The organism is Streptomyces sp. P6-2-1, from assembly GCF_050613165.1.
Lineage (GTDB): Bacteria > Actinomycetota > Actinomycetes > Streptomycetales > Streptomycetaceae > Streptomyces.
The window spans coordinates 6,171,405-6,187,688 of the sequence record NZ_CP192513.1 but is presented as its reverse complement, the minus strand read 5'-3'; the positions used below and the strand labels follow the sequence as shown (position 1 = coordinate 6,187,688).

Below are 16,284 nucleotides of genomic sequence, written 5' to 3'. Positions count from 1 at the left end.
GTGCGGTCCGTGGCGCTTTCTGCGTGGTGCTTTCTGCCGGTGTTTTCTGCTCGGTCCTCGGTGCTCTCCGCGCGGCCGCGGCGCTGTCCGGGCGGCCCGCGGGGCCCGTGGTGCTCTCCGCGGCCCGTGGTGGTTCCGCGGCCCGTGGTGCTTACGGCCGGGGTGCGCGCCGCGTGCGGGTGCGCCGCGCGGTTCAGGAGGCCGGGTAGCGGTCGATCGGTGGTGGCTTCGGGGCGGGGACGCCGGAGAGCCCGAGTGTCGCCTGGTACGCCTTCTTCCAGGTGCCGTCGCGCTCGCGGGCGGCGAGGATGCCGTCGATCGCGAGGCGCAGGGCGTTGTCCTTGCGCGGCACGCCGATCCCGTACGGCTCCTTCGAGAAGGACTTGCCGACCACCTTCAGCTCCTCCGGCACCTTCGCCGCGTAGCCGAGCAGGATCGAGTCGTCGGTCGTGACGGCGTCGACCTGATAGGTGAGGAGGTTGTCGACGCAGATCGAGTAGGTGTCGTAGGAGACGAGTTCGGCCTTGGGGTAGTCGTGCTGGATGCGCTGGTACGGGGTCGATCCGGCGGCGGAGCAAACGCGTTTGCCGTCGAGGTCGGCCGGCCCCTTGATGCCGTCCTCGTCCTTGCGCACGAGCAGGCCCTGACCGGCCATGTAGTAGGGCCCGGCGAAGCCGACGAGCTTCTTGCGGTTGTCGTTGATGGTGTACGTACCGACGTAGTAGTCGATCTGGCCGTTCTGGAGTGAGGTCTCGCGGTTCGCCGAGGCGATGGTGCGGAAGCTGATCCGGTTCGCGGGGAAGCCGAGCCCCGCCGCGACCATCTTGGCGATCTCGATGTCGAAGCCGGTGTACTTGCCGCTCGCGGGGTCCTTCTCGCCCAGGTACGGCTGGTCCTCCTTGGCCCCGACGACGAGCCGGCCGCGCGCCTTGGCCTTGCGCCATGTCGGCGAGTCCGGCAGCCGGAAGCCGGAAGCCACGCGGTACCGCGGCAGTTCGGCGGCGCTGGGACCCTTCGCCGGCGGGCTGCCCTCCTTGCCGCAGGCGGCGGCGAGGAGGCAGAGGAGGGCGAGGAGGAGGGCGACCGGGCGACGCGTGGCGGGGCGGCGGGTGGTGCGGGGATGGGGGCGCGGGGGGCGGCGGGTGGTGTGCGGGTGCGGGGCGCGAGGGGCGGCGTGCGGGGGCGAGGTGCGAGGGGTGGTGCGCGGGAGGAGCGTGGCGGAGGCGACAGGCGGCCCGGCGGGGGCGGCAGGCGGCCCGGCGGGGGCGGCAGGCGGCCCGGCGGAGGCGACAGGCTGCCCGGCGGCGGCCTCGGGGCCGGGGGGCGGGGTATTGGTCACGACGGGGGCTCCTCTCCGCTCAGTGCTTGAGGATCTTGGAGAGGAAGTCCTTGGCGCGCTCACTCTCCGGGGCGGTGAAGAATTCCTCGGGCGTGCGGTCCTCGACGATGCGGCCGCCGTCCATGAAGACGACACGGTCCGCCGCGGAGCGGGCGAAACCCATCTCGTGCGTGACGACGACCATCGTCATACCGGAGTCGGCGAGTTGTTTCATGACGTCGAGGACCTCGTTGATCATCTCGGGGTCGAGCGCGGAGGTCGGCTCGTCGAAGAGCAGCGCTTTCGGGTCCATCGCGAGGGCCCGCGCGATCGCGACGCGCTGCTGCTGGCCACCGGAGAGCTGGGCGGGGTACTTGTCGGCCTGCGGGGCGAGCCCGACACGGTCGAGGAGTTCGCGCGAACGCCGGTCGGCGTCCTCGCGCTTACGGCGGCGAACCTTGATCTGCGCGAGCGAGACGTTCTGGAGCACTGTCTTGTGCGCGAAGAGGTTGAAGGACTGGAAGACCATGCCGACCTCGGTCCGCAGCCGGGCGAGGCCACGCCCTTCGTCGGGCAGTGGTTCCCCGTCGAGCAGGATGGAGCCGGACTGGACGGTCTCAAGGCGGTTGACCGTGCGGCAGAGCGTGGACTTGCCGGACCCCGAGGGCCCGATCACGACCACCACTTCCCCGCGATGCACGGTGAGCGAGACGTCCTGAAGTACGTGCAACTGCCCGTAGTACTTGTTGACGTCACGCAGTTCGATCAGTGGCTCGACGGCCATCGGCAAGAGACCAGCCCATCCGTAGCGGTATCGGTCCGCGCAAACTACCCACCTGGATACGGGGCTTGGCGGGCGACACGCACATCGGGGCATTAACCGTATTTGCGGCCGAGACTGTGGATATCTACCCAGGATCGAGACGACGAAAGGGCTCCAGGGGCCTTAAGACGCCGGGGACTTCACCCCTTCGAGGGCGGGTCGGAAAGCAGACGCGAAAAGCGGCTCACCACAACGAGTGAGCCGCTGAAGAATTTCGCGGAGTTGTCCACAGATGCGGCGGGACGGGGCTCGGGGGGTGGGGGAGTGCGAAAGACTGGTGTTGGGGCCGCCCCCAGGGAGGGTGGGGGCTGCCCTCGGGCGGTGTGCGGCGCACGGCAAGCGGGTGCGGGGTGCGGTGTGCGCGGCGTAGCGGCAAGCGGTGTACGGCGCAACGCAAGCGGTGTGCTGCATGCGGTGTGCGGCGCACGGCAAGCGGATGCGGCGTGCGGCGCACGGCAAGCGGGTGCGATGTACGGCAAGCAGCGTGCGGCGTGGCGGCAACCGGCGTGCGGCGTGCGGCGTGCGGCGTGCGGCGTGCGGCGTGCGGCGTGCGGCGTGCAGGGCGCGACGCGCGCGCCGCACGCAACGGGCCACGGGCCAGCGAGCCCCCGGACACATGCGCTCCGCCGCGGGTCGCCGTCCGCTGACTGCTCCCCCATGCCGGAGCACTCCGCCACAGACCGTGCTCCGCCAACGACTCCCCCGGGCACGCACGCACGCCCCAGGCCACGCCGCCCCAGGCCGCGCAGCGCACCGCAAGCCAGCGGGCGCCGCCCTCGTCCGGGTGCGATCCGCCCCGTTCCACAACCCGACCCGAGCCACATCCCACCGAGCCCCTCCTCCCTCCCTCCTCCCCCCTCCCCCTCGCATCCCCCTTCATCCCTCCCCCGTCACCCCTCCGAAACCTCCCCATACACCTGTGACAGCTCTGGCGCCCCCGACTCCGCCCACGCCAGTCCGTCCTCCACGACCGCCAGTTCGCGGCCCGAGGGCAGCAGAACGACAGGGGTCCCGTCGCCGCCGAGTCGCCATGCCGCTCCTGGCACGGTGCGCGCGACGACGGTGCCGAGGTAGAAACCGGCGTCGTTGCCCAGGTGGTTGAGGAGTTCGGGGTCCGAGCGCCAGCGGGGCAGCAACTGGTCGAGTGCCTCCAGGGACTGTGGGGAGTCGTCGAGCACGACCCCCGCCTCGGCGGCCTCCGCGCGCAGCAACTCGCACTCCGCGAAAAGCTCCACGGCCGCGCGCGGGTCCTGCTCCAGGAGTTCACCGACAGGACGCGGCGGCCCGCCCACCCCGGCCGGTACTCCCGCCTCCTCGGTCTCCGTCACCACCGTCGCACCCCCGCCGTCCTCCCCCCGGGTCACCGTGGCGGTCGCACGCGTCGCCCCCGCCGCCTCACCGCCGCTCCCCTGGCCACCACCCGGGCTCCCCGCCGCACCGCTCTCCGTCCCCCCACCCCCACGGGCCGCCTCACCCGCATCGTTCACCGTGTCTTCCGCACCATGACCGCTGTCGTCCGCCGCACCGCGCCGCTCCGGGCGTCCGCCGAAGAAGGGAATTTTCATACCGCCCAGCCTGACACCGGGCCACCTCCCCACACCACAGGGCGCGCAGACGGGCTCCCCCAAGCGTTCTCAAGCGATCGGCAAAGGGCAGACCCGATCACCCCGTTCGCCACACGACCTCCACGTTCCCGCCTCGCCCCCTCCCCACCACCTCGTCCAACTCCCGCTCCCCTCCCCGCCCCTCCCTGCTCCCCCGGCTCCCCCCCTCCCAGCGAATTTCCCGCCGCCATGATGCGTAACCACACTTTCCTGGGCAGTAGTCCGTCCGAAGACGACACCTCCCCGACGAACAAGCCGGAGCCGCCACCGCCCTCTCCACCATCCCCGGACCGCCACCACCTCCGCCACCGCCCCACCGCCGCACCACCGACCCCCGGTACCCCCCGCCCCCACCGAGGAGAACGTGAAACAACCACGTCCGCGCCGCCCCCTCCACACCGCCGTGTCCCTGCTCGTGATCCTCTGCTCCGCCGCCCTCCTCGGCACCGCCTCCACGGCCATCCCGCCCGAGTCCCCGGCGCGTCCCCTCGCGCGCCTCTTCGACAACCGCGGGATCGGCGCGGGCGCGCACGGTGGCGGGGCCGACCTCGACGGGCACGGCCGCGCCCTGTCCGCTGAGGCCCTGCGGGACGCCGGGTGGTCCCCGGGCGCCCGGGTGACCGTGGCGGGGACGCCCCTGCGGCTGCCCGCTCCCGCGCCCGGTGCCCCGGACAACGTGCGCGCCGACGGGCAGCGGGTGCGCGTGACGGGGCGCGGCGACGCCCTCGCCTTCCTCGTCACGGCGACCGGCGGCCGGGCGCACGGGCGCGGCACGGTCACGTACGCGGACGGCCGACGCTCCTCGTACCGCGTCGAAGCCCCCGACTGGCGCACCGGCACTCTCGCCACGAGCGCCCTCGCGCTCCCCCGCCTCAGCACCACCGAAGGCCCCAGGAAAGCGCGCGCCGCGCTGTACGTCGTGACCGTGCCGCTGCGTCACGACGTCGCCGTGCGTGCCGTGACGCTCCCGCGCGCCCCGCTCGGCCCCGCGCGCCTGCATGTCTTCGCGCTCGGTGTGCGGCCGAGCACGAACGGCTGGACCGGCTCCTGGTCGGCGGCGACGGCGGCGCGGATGCGGGTCGGTCCCTGGCAGGACCGCACCCTGCGCCTCGTGGTGCACCCCTCGGTGGGCGGGGAGCGGGTACGGCTGCGCTTCGACAACACCTTCGCCGCGTCCCCCGTCCGGATCGGGCGGGCCTCCGTCGCGGTACGGGAGAAGGGGGCGAGCGCGCGTGCGAAGCCCGTGCCGTTGCGTTTCGGCGGCCGTGCGGGCGTGACACTCGCCGCGGGGGCGCAGGTGCGCAGCGACCCGCTGCCCTTCCGTGTCACCGCGGGCAAGGACCTGCTGGTGAGCGTCTCGCTGCCCGGGCGCGTCACCTCGTTGCCCGTACGGACGGCGGCGAAGCAGCCGGGGTACGTCGCCGAGGCGGCCGGGGACCTGACCGGACGCCGCGAGGGCTCGGGCTTCGCCGATGACCTGGACTACTGGCCGCTGCTCACCGGGCTCGACGTCGCGGGCGGGCCCGGCAGCGTCGTCGCGCTCGGCGACTCCACGACGACCGGGGCGAAGACGCGTACGGGCGCCGACGAACGGTGGACCGACGCGCTCGCCGCGCGGCTGCGCGCCCAGGACACCGTCCCGCACTACGGCGTGCTGAACCAGGCCCTCACCGCGAACCGTCTCCTCAAGGACCGCTACCCGGGCGCGGGCGAGAACGAGGACACGAGCGGCGTGCGGCTCGCCCACCGGCTCGACCGCGACCTCTTCGCGCAGTCCTCCGCGCACACCGCGCTCGTCTTCCTCGGCCTCAACGACCTGCGCTGGGGCTCCTCGGCGGCCGAGGTGCGCGACGCGCTCGGCGAGGTCGCGCGGCGGGCGCGGGCCCGGGGTGTGCGGGTGCTCGCCGCGACGCTCACGCCGTGCGGGGGCAGCGACCGGTGCGCCCCCGCCGTGGACGCGCGGCGGCGGGCCGTCAACGCGTGGCTGCGCGGCGGGGGCGGCGGCTTCGACGCGGTCGTCGACTTCGACCGCGCCGTACGGGACCCCGAGCGGCCCGGGCGGCTGCTGTCCGCCTACGACAGCGGCGACCACCTGCACCCGAACGCCGAGGCTCTCGCGCGCATGGCGGACGCGGTGGACCTCGACGCGCTGCGGCCCCGTTGAGACCCGCGCCCGGCCCCGGCGTGCTCGCCGTTCACACGTCCAGGTCCACCACCACAGGTGCGTGGTCCGATGCGCCCTTGCCCTTGCGCTCCTCGCGGTCCACGTAGGCGTCCTTCGCGGCGGTGCGGAAGGCCGCGTTGGCGTAGACGAGGTCGATGCGCATGCCCCGGTTCTTCGGGAAGGCGAGCTGACGGTAGTCCCAGTAGGTGTAGGGGCGGTCGTACTTGAGGGGGCGGGGGACGAGGTCGTCGAGCCCGGTGGCGCGCAGTTCGGCGAGGGCGGCGCGCTCGGGCGGGGTGACGTGGGTGAGCCCTTCGAAGACGGCCGGGTCGTAGACGTCCTCGTCGCTCGGGGCCACGTTGTAGTCGCCCATGACGGCGAAGGGACGCGAGCCCGCCGCGTCGCCTGCGACGGCGGTGCGCAGCGCCTCCAGCCACTCCAGCTTGTAGGCGTAGTGCGGGTGGCCGACCTCGCGCCCGTTGGGCACGTACACGGACCAGACGCGGACGGGGCCGCACGTGGCGCCGAGCGCGCGGGGCTCCATGACCCCGTCGTAGGCGGGCTGGTCGGGCAGTCCGCTCACGACGTCGTCGAGGCCGGCGCGCGAGATCACCGCGACGCCGTTCCACCGGCCCGTGGCGTTCACGGCGGACGCGTAACCCGCCTCGCGCAGGGCCTCGGTGGGGAAGGCTTCGGCGGTGGTCTTGGTCTCCTGGACGCACAGCACATCGGTGCCGCTCGACTCCAGCCAGGCGAGCAGCCTCGGCAGCCGGGCGGTGATCGAGTTCACGTTCCACGTCGCGATACGCATGCCGACCAACCTACCGGCCGCCTCCGACAACGCCCGTCCGGCGACCGGGCACACGCCCTCCGTGTCCGGCGACCGGACAGGGCCTCCGTGTCCGGTGGGCGGACAGGGGCCTTCCGTCCGGCCACCGGGCACTCGTCGTCCTCGCCGCCTCAGACCGTCAGCCGCGTCCCCGGCTTGACGCGGTGGTGTTCCGCGCCGCCGAGCGCGCCGATCTGGCCTTCGTAGACCGGCGTCGCGAGGTCGGTGAGGAGCGCGTCATGGACGTCGTACGCGCGCTGCGGGGCGACCTCGCGCACGTAGTCGATGATCTCCGAGATCTTGCTCCACGGGGCCATGACCGGCAGGAGGAGCGTCTCGACGGGGCGCTCCGGGACGGTGAGCGCGTCACCGGGGTGGAAGACGGTCCCGTCGACGAAGAAGCCGATGTTGGTGAGGCGCGGGATGTCGGGGTGGATGACGGCGTGGAGTTCGCCGTGCACCTCGACGTCGAAGCCGGCGGCCTCGAAGGTGTCGCCGTGCCCGACCGTGTGGACGCGCCCGGGGAAGGCGGCGGAGAGCTGTTCGGCGACGGAGCGCAGGGTCCACAGCTCGGTGGCGGGGTTCGCCTCCAGGGCCGCGCTGAGCTTGGCCGCGTCGAAGTGGTCGGGGTGCTCGTGGGTGACGAGGAGGGCGTCGGCCCCGGCGGCGGCGTCCTGTTCGCTGAAGGCGCCGGGGTCGATGACGAGGGTGCGGCCCTCGTGCTCCAGGCGGACACAGGCATGGGTCTTCTTGATCAGCTCCATGCGTCCCATCCTCGCGCACCCCGCCTCGCGCACCGCGTGCGGGCGGCCGTCCGGGGGACCGCCCGCGCGGCCCGTGTCTACGCGCGCGGGCTCGTCTCCTCGCGTACGACCTCGCGTGCGACCTGGAAGGCGCGTTCGGCGGTGGCGAGCCCGCAGTGGACGCCGATCTGGAGCAGCGCCTCCTTGATCTCGGCGGGCGTGAGGCCGCTGCGCAGCGCGCCGCGCACGTGCACGGCGAACTGCTCGAAGTGCCCTGCTGCCGCGAGCGCGCCGAGGGCGACGCAGGCGCGGTGGCCCCGGTCGAGTCCGGGGCGCTGCCACACCTCGCCCCAGGCGTAGCGCGTGAGGAGGTCGTCGAAGTCCTCGGTGAACGCGTCGGTCGCTGCGAGCGCGGCGTCCACGTGCGCGTCGCCGAGCACTTCGCGCCGCAGCCGCAGCCCGGCCGTCCGCGTGTCCGCGCCGCCTTCGGTACCGGGCGTGCCGCGGTACGGGGCGATCTCGGGGCGCGGCGCGGCGAGCGGCGGCGCGACGGCGGGCGCGGCCGCGACGGGCAGCGCGGCCTGCGGCGACCAGCTCGTCGAGAAGTGCCGTACGAGCAACTCCGTGACGGCGGCCGGTTGTTCGACGGGGGCGAGGTGGGCGGCGCCGGGGACGAGCGCGAGGCGCGCGTCGCTGATCCCTGCGACGAGGGTACGGGCCTGGGCCGGGCCGGTGAGGGAGTCCTCCGCGCCGACCACGACGAGCGTGGGTGTGGTGACGCGGTCGAGCACGGCGCTCGTGTCGAAGGTCGCGAGTGCCTCGCAGGCGGCGATGTAGCAGCCGGGGTCGGTGGTGCGCACCATCTGCACCGCCCAGTCCGTGATGGCGGGCTGCGCGGCGGCGAACCCGGGCGTGAACCAGCGCTCGGGCGAGGTACGCGCCACGGGGTCGAGGCCGTTCGTGCGGACGACGACGCCGCGCTGGCGGTGCTCGTCGGCCGTCCCGAAGCGCGGCGCGGCGGCGACGAGCGCGAGCGAGGCGAGCCGCTGCGGGTGGCGCAGCGCGAGATCGATCCCGATGGCCCCGCCGAAGGCGCAGCCCACGTACCCGAAGTGCCGTACCCCGGCGCTCTCCAGTGTGTGCACGAGCCGGTCCGTGAGCGCTCCGACCGAGTCGGCGGGATAGGCCGCGGCACCCCCGTGCCCCGGCAGGTCGAACCGCAGCACGCGCCACTGTCTGCTCAGCTCGGGAACCTGCCGGTCCCACATGTGCCACGTGGTGCCGAGGGCGGGACCGAGGACGAGCACCGGAGCGTGCTCCGGGCCGTCGAGGCGGTATTGCAGGAGGTTCGGTGATATCTCGCTCACCCGCCCGACCCTCTCACCTGTCACGAAAAGTCACGGCGCCGGGTGGCCCTTCTTGTGTGGCGCCGCAAGAGGAACCAGATACCAACCGAACGGCCGTCCGCTCACGGCACCCGCCTTCCAGCCGGTACTCCGCGCGCCACGTCTACTCCGCCTCGGCGATCCCGTAGAGACCGTCCCATGTGGCGGCGGCAGTGCGAAGGTCCTCCGCCTCCGGCTTCACGTACCACTTCTTGGTGGTCTCCGCGCTCGTGTGCCCGGCCCGTCGCGCGAGGATGCGGTCCGGTACGCCATTGCCCGCAAGGCAGGTGAGACACGGGGCCGGGCATCGCAGAGACGAACCTGCGGGGTCCCAGCAGCTCCGCGGGCCGCAACGCCCGCCGACGCGGCTGCTCGATGGTGAGCACCCCGCCAGTCCGGGCGAAGGCCCACGAGGGGAGCGGGAGCGCGGCATACAGACGGTCTTCCTTGATCCCCTGTATGAGTATCCGCACCTCTGGGGGCCTCACGGCGTCAGCGTTTCCTTCCGCTCAGGTCCTGTCCGGCGGATCATGCGATCCCGTGATGTCGGCATGGGCTGTCGGTTCCGCGGTGCGGGGAGACGCGCATTCCCAGGCCGTAGTCTGGAGCGCATGTCAGCCATCCGTCTTCTCGTGCTGGGCGCCGTGCGACGGCATGGGCGGGCCCACGGCTACCAGGTGCGCAACGACCTGGAGTACTGGGGCGCCCACGAGTGGTCCAGCGCCAAGCCGGGGTCGATCTACCACGCCCTGAAACAGATGGAGAAGCAAGGACATCTGCACGCGCACGAGGTGGCCCCGTCCACGGTGGGCGGCCCGCCCAGGACCGAGTACGAGGTGACGGCGAAGGGCACGGAGGAGTACTTCCGGCTGCTGCGCGAGTCGCTGACCGCCTACGACCAGAAGTCGGACGTGCTCGCGGCGGCGCTCGGCTTCATCGTCGATCTGGAGCGCGAGGAGGCGCTGGACCTGCTGCGCGAACGGGTGCGGGCCATCCAGGAGTGGCGCAAGTCCGTCACCGAGTACTACACGCCCGAGGACGGCCCGGACCGGCTGGGGCACATCGGCGAGATCATGAACCTGTGGGTCCACTCGGCGGACGCGGGCGCCGAGTGGACCGACGCGCTGATCCGGCGCCTGGAGGGCGGCGCTTACACCTTCGCGGGTGAGGGCGAGCCGTTCTCGGGGGTGCACGCGGTACTGGCCGAGGGCGAGCGGAACCCGTACGCGACCGGGGAGCCCCACCCCGGGGACGCACACTGACCCACCCCGTCCGCCCCCGCCGAGCACCACGCGGCCGACCTCCGCAGGACCGTGTCGTCGAGTTTGACCGCATCAGGCGGAGGAGACGCATGGCCGACGCGATCGACGTCGAGGGCGTACGGAAGCGATACGGGGACAGGGCCGCTCCGGACGGGCTGGACCTGCGGGTGGGACGCGGCACCGTGCACGCCCTCCTCGGCCCGAACGGCGCGGGCAAGACGACGACGGTCCACGTCCTGATCACGCTGCTGCGGCCGGACTCGGACCGCGTGACAGTCGCGCAGTACGCCCTGCTGAGCACTTGGTCCGCGGTGCCGGAGGCGTGGGCTCCGGAGCAGGCCGCCGGAGCCGGTCTCGCGGTCGCCACCGCGGGCCGGGCGCTCGACGCGCTCGGTGACCTCCGCGGCCGGACCCTTGTGACCGAGGGGGCCGCGGGCGGGGTGGGCGGCGGCGCCGTCGCGATGGCGGCAGCACGCGGCGTCACCGTCTTCGGCACGTCGAACCCGGCCACGCACACCCGCCCGCGGACGCAGCGAACCGTACCCACCACCTACGGTGACGGGCCGGCCGACCGGGTCCGGGGACTCGCCCCCGGAGGAGTGGGACGCGAACGACCCGGTCGGTGCAGGGCGCGTGGCATCCTCGCGGGCGGCGATTACGGCGAGCGCGGCGTGGGTGAGCGTCGCGCACACCGGCCGACGTCGCCAGGAGGTCCAGCGGCGGCGCCGCCGCTCGTCGCGTCCGACCAGGATTCGCCAGGCGCCGGGGACTTCGTGAAGACGTAGCGGCGCTCCTGGCGCGGCGAGGCGGATCTCACTGTCGGCCGGACGGCCGGGCAAGCCGGTCGGCGTCGGTAAACTGGGGGTGAGGCACCGGACGAGGGGCGGCGGGCGTGGACTACGGCGACAAGCTGTTCTGGCTCTCGGTCCTGATCCAGCGCAGGTACGCGCAGATCTGCGCCGCGTGCGACCTGACGCCCTCACAGGCCACGTTGCTGTGCGCCGTCAAGGACGAGCCGCGGCGGATGACGTACCTCGCCGCCGCGCTCGGCATGACCAAGAACGCGCTGAGTCAACTCGTCGACCGCACCGAGCGGCGCGGCCTGGTCAGCCGGGCGAACTCGGAGCAGGACCGGCGGGTCATCATGCTCGGCGTGACGCCCGCGGGGAAGGTGCTCGCCGAGGCGGTGTTCGCCGAGACCGTCAAGCGCCTGCCCGACGTCGCGGAGAACCTCGACGCCGACGGCCGGCGCGACCTCGAACGCCTCGCCACCGCCATCGTGGACGCGTCAGGCGTCTCGACGCCCACCGCGTCCTGACCTACCGCGCGACCCCCCTCGACACCCCCGCCCCTGGCGCAAGGTGACGCGTCGGGCGTCTCGATGCCCCCACCTCGTCCCGCCCTGCCCCGCGCAGCCTCCTCGGCACACCCGCACCTGGCGCAAGTTCACGTCATGAACTATTCTGGTTCACGACATGAACTAATTGAGGTTCATGGCATGACCCAACGAGAGGTGACGACATGGTCACGCGGGAAAACGGCGCGATCGCGGTCTTCGGCGCGACGGGACAGCAGGGCGGGGCGGTCGTCGACGCGCTCCTGGCCCGAGGAGCGCGGGTGCGGGCCCTCGTTCGCACCCCCGAGTCCGACCGGGCGCGGGCGCTGGCCGCCCGAGGCGTCGAGCTGTCGACCGTCCGGATCGACGACCCGGCGTCAACGGTCGCCGCGCTGGCAACGGTCGACGCGTTCTCCTTCATGACCCCGGAGGCGAACAGCCTTGCGGAGATCGAGGAGGAGATCCGAGTGGGCACCGCCCTCGTCGACGCGGCGGCCGCCGCGCGCGTGCCACACGTCGTGTTCAACTCGGTCTTCGGAGCGGATCGCGAAACGGGCGTGCCGCACCACGACTCGAAGCACCGGATCGAGGAATACCTGAAGCTTTCCGGCCTGAGGGCCACGATGGTTCGTCCGACCGCCTTCATGGAGAACTTCGCGACCGTGATGGCACCGAGCCTGGAGGACGGAACAATCGTGCTGAGGCTGCCGCTGCCGGACGACGTCGCCTTGAAGATGGTCTCGATCAAGGACATCGGCCGGGTCGCCGCCGCGGTCCTGCTCGGCACCGCGGACGTGCCCGGCGGAGCCGTGGACGTCATCGGCGACGCGCCGACGGGCCCCCGGATCGCCGCCGCGTTCGGCGCGCGCGCCGGGCTGCCGTCACGCTATGAGGCCCTGCCACTGAGCGTCCTCGGCAACGACCTCGACAAGGCGATGTTCCGCCAGTTCGCCAAGGATTCCGAACACCCGTCGGACCTCGCAGCGGTGCGGGCGATCGAGCCGACCACCTGGGACCTGGCCGAGTGGATCCGCTCCACCGGCTGGACCGCGCCCGCGGACCGGGGCGGTTCCTCACACTCCAGCCGCAGGCCGTGATCTTGCCGACGTGACGGGAGTGGAGTCCGACCACTGGCAGGCAGGAACCGGCAGGCTGCTCGGGGTGAGGCGCTCCGGGTTCCCGGGACCGAGCCCCGCCGCCGGGCCAGCCGGTTCCTGCCCGAGCTGGCCGGGCTGCCCGGGCTGCTGACCGAGCTACCCCGCGAGAACCGCTGGAGCATCGCGGAACGCTCCGGTGACACCGCCCCGCACGGCATGGCGCTTCCTCGGCGTCAGCCTGCTCAACGTCGCCTTGTCGTTCGGCTTCATCCGCCTGCTCCTGGTACTGCCCGTCCTGTACTGCCCCCTCCTTCATCGGCGCCCACGAAGCCGGCGTTCGGCGCTGTTCCGCCCGCGCGACATCTTCGCCAAGCCGGGGGCCACGTACCGCGTCGACGCGGCGAACAGGGCCGTGGCGGCGCGGCGGGCTCCGGGGGACAGGCAAGGACTCCGGGGCCCGCCGCCGCGCCGCGTGCTCACTCCTTCGTCGCTCCCGCGAGCATCCCGGAGACCAGGGTGCGCTGCGAGAAGAGGAAGAGGACGAGGACCGGGAGGATCGCCACGACGATCGCGAGCGACAGCTCGGGGATCGTGATGTTGAGGCCCGCGCCCGCGACGGGGTTGAAGCTCGGCGTCGAGGTGAGGAGCTGGTTGAGGCCCACCTGCACGGGGAACTGGTCGCTGTCCGGCAGCACGAGGTAGGGCAGGAAGAAGTTGTTCCAGTTCCCCACGAAGCTGAAGAAGGCGACGAGCCCGACGACCGGCTTGGCGAGCGGCAGCGCGATCCTCGTGAAGAGCTGCCACTCGTTGCAGCCGTCCATGCGCGCCGCCGAGAGCAGGTCGCGCGGCAGGCTGCTGCCGAAGTAGATGTACACGAGGTACACGCCGAAGGGGTAGAACGAGAACGGCAGGATCACCGACCAGACCGTGCCGATGAGGTGGAAGCGGTTCAGCTCCAGGAAGACCGGGAGCACGAGCGTCGCCTGCGGCATGATCATCGTCACGAGCGTGACGGTGAGCAGCGTCTTGCGGCCCCTGAACTGGGTGAGGGCGAGCGCGTACCCGGCCGTGATGCTGACGGCGAGCGTCAGGATCAGTGAACCGCCGCTGTAGATAGCCGAGTTCAGCAGCCAGTGCGCCATGACGCCGTCCTGGAAGTCGAACAGGTGCTTCCAGGCGGTGCCGATCTGGCCGAAGGAGCCGAAGGAGAGCGGGTTGTCGTGCGTGATCTGTCCGGCCGTCTTGGACGGCGCGAGCAGCAGCCAGATGACCGGCAGCACGAAGAAGACCAGCAGTACCGCGAGGAGCGCGCCGACCACGGCGAACGAGAGGAACGTGGAGGGACGTGCGCGCCGGCCGGTGCGGGCGGCGAGGGGGATATCGGTCATTTCTCGTCCAGGGAGAACAGGTTGGAGCGCGCGACCAGCAGGCCGGCGGCGATGAGGCCGAGGCTGAGCAGGAAGACCGAGATGGCCGCCGCGCCGTTGAAGTCGCCCTGCTGGAAGGCGAAGACGAAGGCCAGCTGGTTGGGCGACCACGTGGGGCTGACGCGGCCGAGGCTCGCGGTCTGGAGCAGCTGGGGCTCGACGAAGAGCTGCGTGCCGGTGGCGAAGGCCATGATCGCCATGTAGACGATCCACTGGCGGATCATGGGGATCTGGATGTGCCACACGGTGCGCCAGGGCCCGGCCCCGTCCATCCGGGCGGCTTCGAGGACCTCGTCGGGGATGTTGTTGAGCGCCCCGTACATGACGACCATCCAGCCGCCCGCGCCGGTCCAGAAGGCGATGAGCATGAGGATGACGGGCAGGTGTGCGGGGGCGAGCACCGCCGCGAAGGAGTGCATCCCGAGGGCGTTCAGGAGCCAGGAGACCGGGCTCACGTCCGGGTCGAGCATGAAGAGCCAGACGAGGACGCTCGCGACGCCCGCGAGGGCGCCGGGGATGTAGTAGAGGAAGCGCAGGACGGCGGAGGTGCCGGGGCGGATGCGGCCGCGCAGGACGACGGCGACGAGGACGACGAGCACGACGAGGACCACGAGCCACAGCGCGAGGTAGACCAGCATGTGCCCGAAGGCGGGCAGGAAGCGGTAGTCCCCCGCGACCTTCGTGAACTGGTTGAGGCCGGTGAACTGGCCCCGGTCGTTGGTGAAGGCGAGGTAGAAGGAGTAGGCGGTGGGGAAGACGCCGAAGGCGAGCAGGAGCACCGCGTATCCGGCGACGAAGAAGTAGCCCGCGTTGAGCCTCCGGCCCCGCGGCCGCGACGGCGCTGAGCCGTCGCGGCGCGGAGTGCCGGCGGAGACGCGGGGGGTCTCCAGGACGGTCATTCGTTGGTCACCTGGTATCCGTCGGCCTTGGCCTCGTTGCTGATCTCCTTCTGCCACTCCGGCAGCACCGAGGTGAGGCTCTTGCCCTCGGTCAGCTTCGGCAGCACCGCGTTGGACCAGGCGGTGGAGTCCGGGAACTTCGTGTTCGACCAGCCGGTCCACACCGCGTCGGCGGCGCTCTGGAAGACCTCGCTCACGTCACCGGCGAAGTAGGAGCTGTTCGCCGGGTTCTTCAGCCATGCCTGGGCGGCCTTGGTGTAGGCGGGGTAGGTGGGTGCGGCGGCCTGGTTCTCGTCCGACGTGGTGAGCCATGTGGCGAGGTCGGTCGACGCCTTGAGGTTCTTGCTGTGCGAGGAGACCATCCACACGCCGCCGCCGACGTTGCCGGTGCTGGCGGTGGACTCTCCCTCCCAGGTGAGCGGCGGTGCGACGGCCATCGTCCTGGCGGGGACCTTGAAGGCGGTCTTGAAGAGGTACTGGCCGTACCAGGAGGGCCCGTAGGCCATGAGGACCTTGTCGCCGCTGTTCTTCGCGAAGCCCTGCGAGAAGAAGCCCTTGGTCGTGACGGCCTTCGCGTCGATCAGGTGGTCGAGGAGCTTCGCCGTGCGCGTGCAGTTCTCGTCGGAGAGGTCGCTGCGCAGCGTGTTGGGCCCGGTGAGCTGGTACGCCGGGCACTTCGTGGACCAGAAGTACGACTCGTGCGAGTTGGTGTCCCCGACCGAGCCGACGAGGTAGCCGGGGTGCTCCTTGCCGACCTTCTTGCCGAGCGCCTCGTACTCCTCCCACGTCGTGGGGACCTTGTAGCCCCACTTGTCCATGAGCGGCTTGTTGTACCAGAGGACGACCTGGGCGATGTCGTTGCGCAGGCAGTACGTGTGCCCGTTGAACTCGCAGGGGGTCAGCGAGCCCTTGGCGAAGCCGTCCAGGGTCTCCTGCGGGACGAGCTTGTCGTCGAGCGGCGCGGCGAAGGGCTGTGCGCCCGGCTTGGTGGGCTGCGACGCCCAGGTGACGTCGGTCGGGGAGCCGAAGACGACGTCGGGCCAGCCCTTGCCGGTGCGGTCGAAGAGCTGGACCTTCGACTGGAGGTAGGTGGAGCCGTCGGCGCCGCCGTCGTACGTGACGATCTTCATCTTCGTGTCCGGGTGCGCCTTCTGGTACGCCTGGACGGAGGGCAGCCGGGTGGAGTCGGCCCACACGGTGATCTGTGCGCCCTCCTGCTGCTCGGCCTGCTTGAAGTCCTTCGCAGCGGCCGGGGAGTCGCCGCCGGATTCGGAGGAGGGGTCCGCGCTGGCGCAGCCCGCGAGGAGGGTCACGGTGGCCAGGGCGAGCGCGGCGGCGGCGGTGCGGGTGGCACGGGCCCGGCCGGCTCCGGGAGATCGGAGAGACCTCATTGTCTT

Annotated in this window: 13 protein-coding genes and 1 pseudogene; 5 read left to right on the top strand and 9 right to left on the bottom strand. The window is 72.1% G+C overall.

The window, feature by feature from the left end; translation table 11 throughout:
- Positions 1-193: 193 nt before the first annotated feature.
- The 3 genes from ACQYWQ_RS26100 to ACQYWQ_RS26090 all read right to left on the bottom strand — a co-directional run bounded on the left by ACQYWQ_RS26100 (position 194) and on the right by ACQYWQ_RS26090 (position 3,469).
- The gene (locus tag ACQYWQ_RS26100; RefSeq protein ID WP_431037972.1) at positions 194-1,339 is read right to left on the bottom strand and encodes a glutamate ABC transporter substrate-binding protein; all 1,146 of its coding nucleotides are present in this window, start codon (positions 1,337-1,339) and stop codon (positions 194-196) included.
- A 19-nt stretch (positions 1,340-1,358) separates the two neighbouring features.
- Entirely contained in the window at positions 1,359-2,102 is a 744-nt protein-coding gene (locus ACQYWQ_RS26095; RefSeq protein WP_431037971.1) for an amino acid ABC transporter ATP-binding protein, read from the bottom strand.
- A gap of 929 nt (positions 2,103-3,031) precedes the next feature.
- Positions 3,032-3,469 carry a DUF6278 family protein gene (locus ACQYWQ_RS26090; protein ID WP_431037969.1) on the bottom strand — a complete coding sequence of 146 codons (438 nt, stop codon included), beginning with the start codon at positions 3,467-3,469 and terminating at the stop codon, positions 3,032-3,034.
- A gap of 640 nt (positions 3,470-4,109) precedes the next feature.
- Between ACQYWQ_RS26090 and ACQYWQ_RS26085 the strand changes: the two genes are divergently transcribed.
- Positions 4,110-5,909, top strand: coding sequence for an SGNH/GDSL hydrolase family protein (locus ACQYWQ_RS26085; RefSeq protein WP_431037967.1), 1,800 nt, complete (start codon positions 4,110-4,112; stop codon positions 5,907-5,909).
- A gap of 31 nt (positions 5,910-5,940) precedes the next feature.
- On the opposite strand, the gene ACQYWQ_RS26080 is transcribed toward ACQYWQ_RS26085, so the two are convergent.
- From ACQYWQ_RS26080 to ACQYWQ_RS26070, 3 genes are all read right to left on the bottom strand, one after another.
- Entirely contained in the window at positions 5,941-6,720 is a 780-nt protein-coding gene (locus tag ACQYWQ_RS26080) for an exodeoxyribonuclease III (protein ID WP_431037965.1), read from the bottom strand.
- A 149-nt stretch (positions 6,721-6,869) separates the two neighbouring features.
- Positions 6,870-7,502, bottom strand: a complete 633-nt coding sequence (locus ACQYWQ_RS26075; protein WP_431037964.1) for an MBL fold metallo-hydrolase — start codon at positions 7,500-7,502, stop codon at positions 6,870-6,872.
- A 77-nt stretch (positions 7,503-7,579) separates the two neighbouring features.
- Positions 7,580-8,848, bottom strand: coding sequence for an alpha/beta fold hydrolase (locus ACQYWQ_RS26070; RefSeq protein ID WP_431037962.1), 1,269 nt, complete (start codon positions 8,846-8,848; stop codon positions 7,580-7,582).
- A gap of 629 nt (positions 8,849-9,477) precedes the next feature.
- On the opposite strand from ACQYWQ_RS26070, the gene ACQYWQ_RS26065 reads away from it, so the two are divergent.
- From ACQYWQ_RS26065 to ACQYWQ_RS26050, 4 genes and pseudogenes are all read left to right on the top strand, one after another.
- Complete coding sequence (locus tag ACQYWQ_RS26065; RefSeq protein ID WP_431037960.1) at positions 9,478-10,128, top strand: PadR family transcriptional regulator; 651 nt, start codon at positions 9,478-9,480, stop codon at positions 10,126-10,128.
- An 89-nt stretch (positions 10,129-10,217) separates the two neighbouring features.
- Positions 10,218-10,730, top strand: a pseudogene (locus tag ACQYWQ_RS26060) (ATP-binding cassette domain-containing protein); the annotation flags it as partial.
- A 290-nt stretch (positions 10,731-11,020) separates the two neighbouring features.
- The gene (locus tag ACQYWQ_RS26055; protein ID WP_431037959.1) at positions 11,021-11,446 is read left to right on the top strand and encodes a MarR family winged helix-turn-helix transcriptional regulator; all 426 of its coding nucleotides are present in this window, start codon (positions 11,021-11,023) and stop codon (positions 11,444-11,446) included.
- A 203-nt stretch (positions 11,447-11,649) separates the two neighbouring features.
- Entirely contained in the window at positions 11,650-12,561 is a 912-nt protein-coding gene (locus ACQYWQ_RS26050; RefSeq protein ID WP_431037956.1) for an NmrA/HSCARG family protein, read from the top strand.
- A gap of 476 nt (positions 12,562-13,037) precedes the next feature.
- Here ACQYWQ_RS26050 and ACQYWQ_RS26045 read toward each other — a convergent pair whose 3' ends face one another.
- Genes ACQYWQ_RS26045 through ACQYWQ_RS26035 form a run of 3 tightly spaced genes read right to left on the bottom strand, consistent with a single transcriptional unit; the run spans position 13,038 to position 16,278 of the window.
- Positions 13,038-13,949, bottom strand: coding sequence for a carbohydrate ABC transporter permease (locus tag ACQYWQ_RS26045; protein ID WP_431037954.1), 912 nt, complete (start codon positions 13,947-13,949; stop codon positions 13,038-13,040).
- Positions 13,946-14,887, bottom strand: a complete 942-nt coding sequence (locus tag ACQYWQ_RS26040) for a carbohydrate ABC transporter permease (protein WP_431037953.1) — start codon at positions 14,885-14,887, stop codon at positions 13,946-13,948. The genes ACQYWQ_RS26045 and ACQYWQ_RS26040 overlap by 4 nt, the downstream gene beginning before the upstream one ends.
- Positions 14,884-16,278 carry an extracellular solute-binding protein gene (locus tag ACQYWQ_RS26035; protein ID WP_431037951.1) on the bottom strand — a complete coding sequence of 465 codons (1,395 nt, stop codon included), beginning with the start codon at positions 16,276-16,278 and terminating at the stop codon, positions 14,884-14,886. The genes ACQYWQ_RS26040 and ACQYWQ_RS26035 overlap by 4 nt, the downstream gene beginning before the upstream one ends.
- Positions 16,279-16,284: the final 6 nt, after the last annotated feature.

Coding starts and splice junctions, on each gene's coding strand:
- ACQYWQ_RS26095 (WP_431037971.1), bottom strand. CDS start 2,102: ATGGCCGTCGAGCCACTGATCGAACTGCGTGACGTCAACAAGTACTAC.
- ACQYWQ_RS26080 (WP_431037965.1), bottom strand. CDS start 6,720: ATGCGTATCGCGACGTGGAACGTGAACTCGATCACCGCCCGGCTGCCG.
- ACQYWQ_RS26075 (WP_431037964.1), bottom strand. CDS start 7,502: ATGGAGCTGATCAAGAAGACCCATGCCTGTGTCCGCCTGGAGCACGAG.
- ACQYWQ_RS26065 (WP_431037960.1), top strand. CDS start 9,478: ATGTCAGCCATCCGTCTTCTCGTGCTGGGCGCCGTGCGACGGCATGGG.
- ACQYWQ_RS26050 (WP_431037956.1), top strand. CDS start 11,650: ATGGTCACGCGGGAAAACGGCGCGATCGCGGTCTTCGGCGCGACGGGA.
- ACQYWQ_RS26045 (WP_431037954.1), bottom strand. CDS start 13,949: ATGACCGATATCCCCCTCGCCGCCCGCACCGGCCGGCGCGCACGTCCC.
- ACQYWQ_RS26040 (WP_431037953.1), bottom strand. CDS start 14,887: ATGACCGTCCTGGAGACCCCCCGCGTCTCCGCCGGCACTCCGCGCCGC.
- ACQYWQ_RS26035 (WP_431037951.1), bottom strand. CDS start 16,278: ATGAGGTCTCTCCGATCTCCCGGAGCCGGCCGGGCCCGTGCCACCCGC.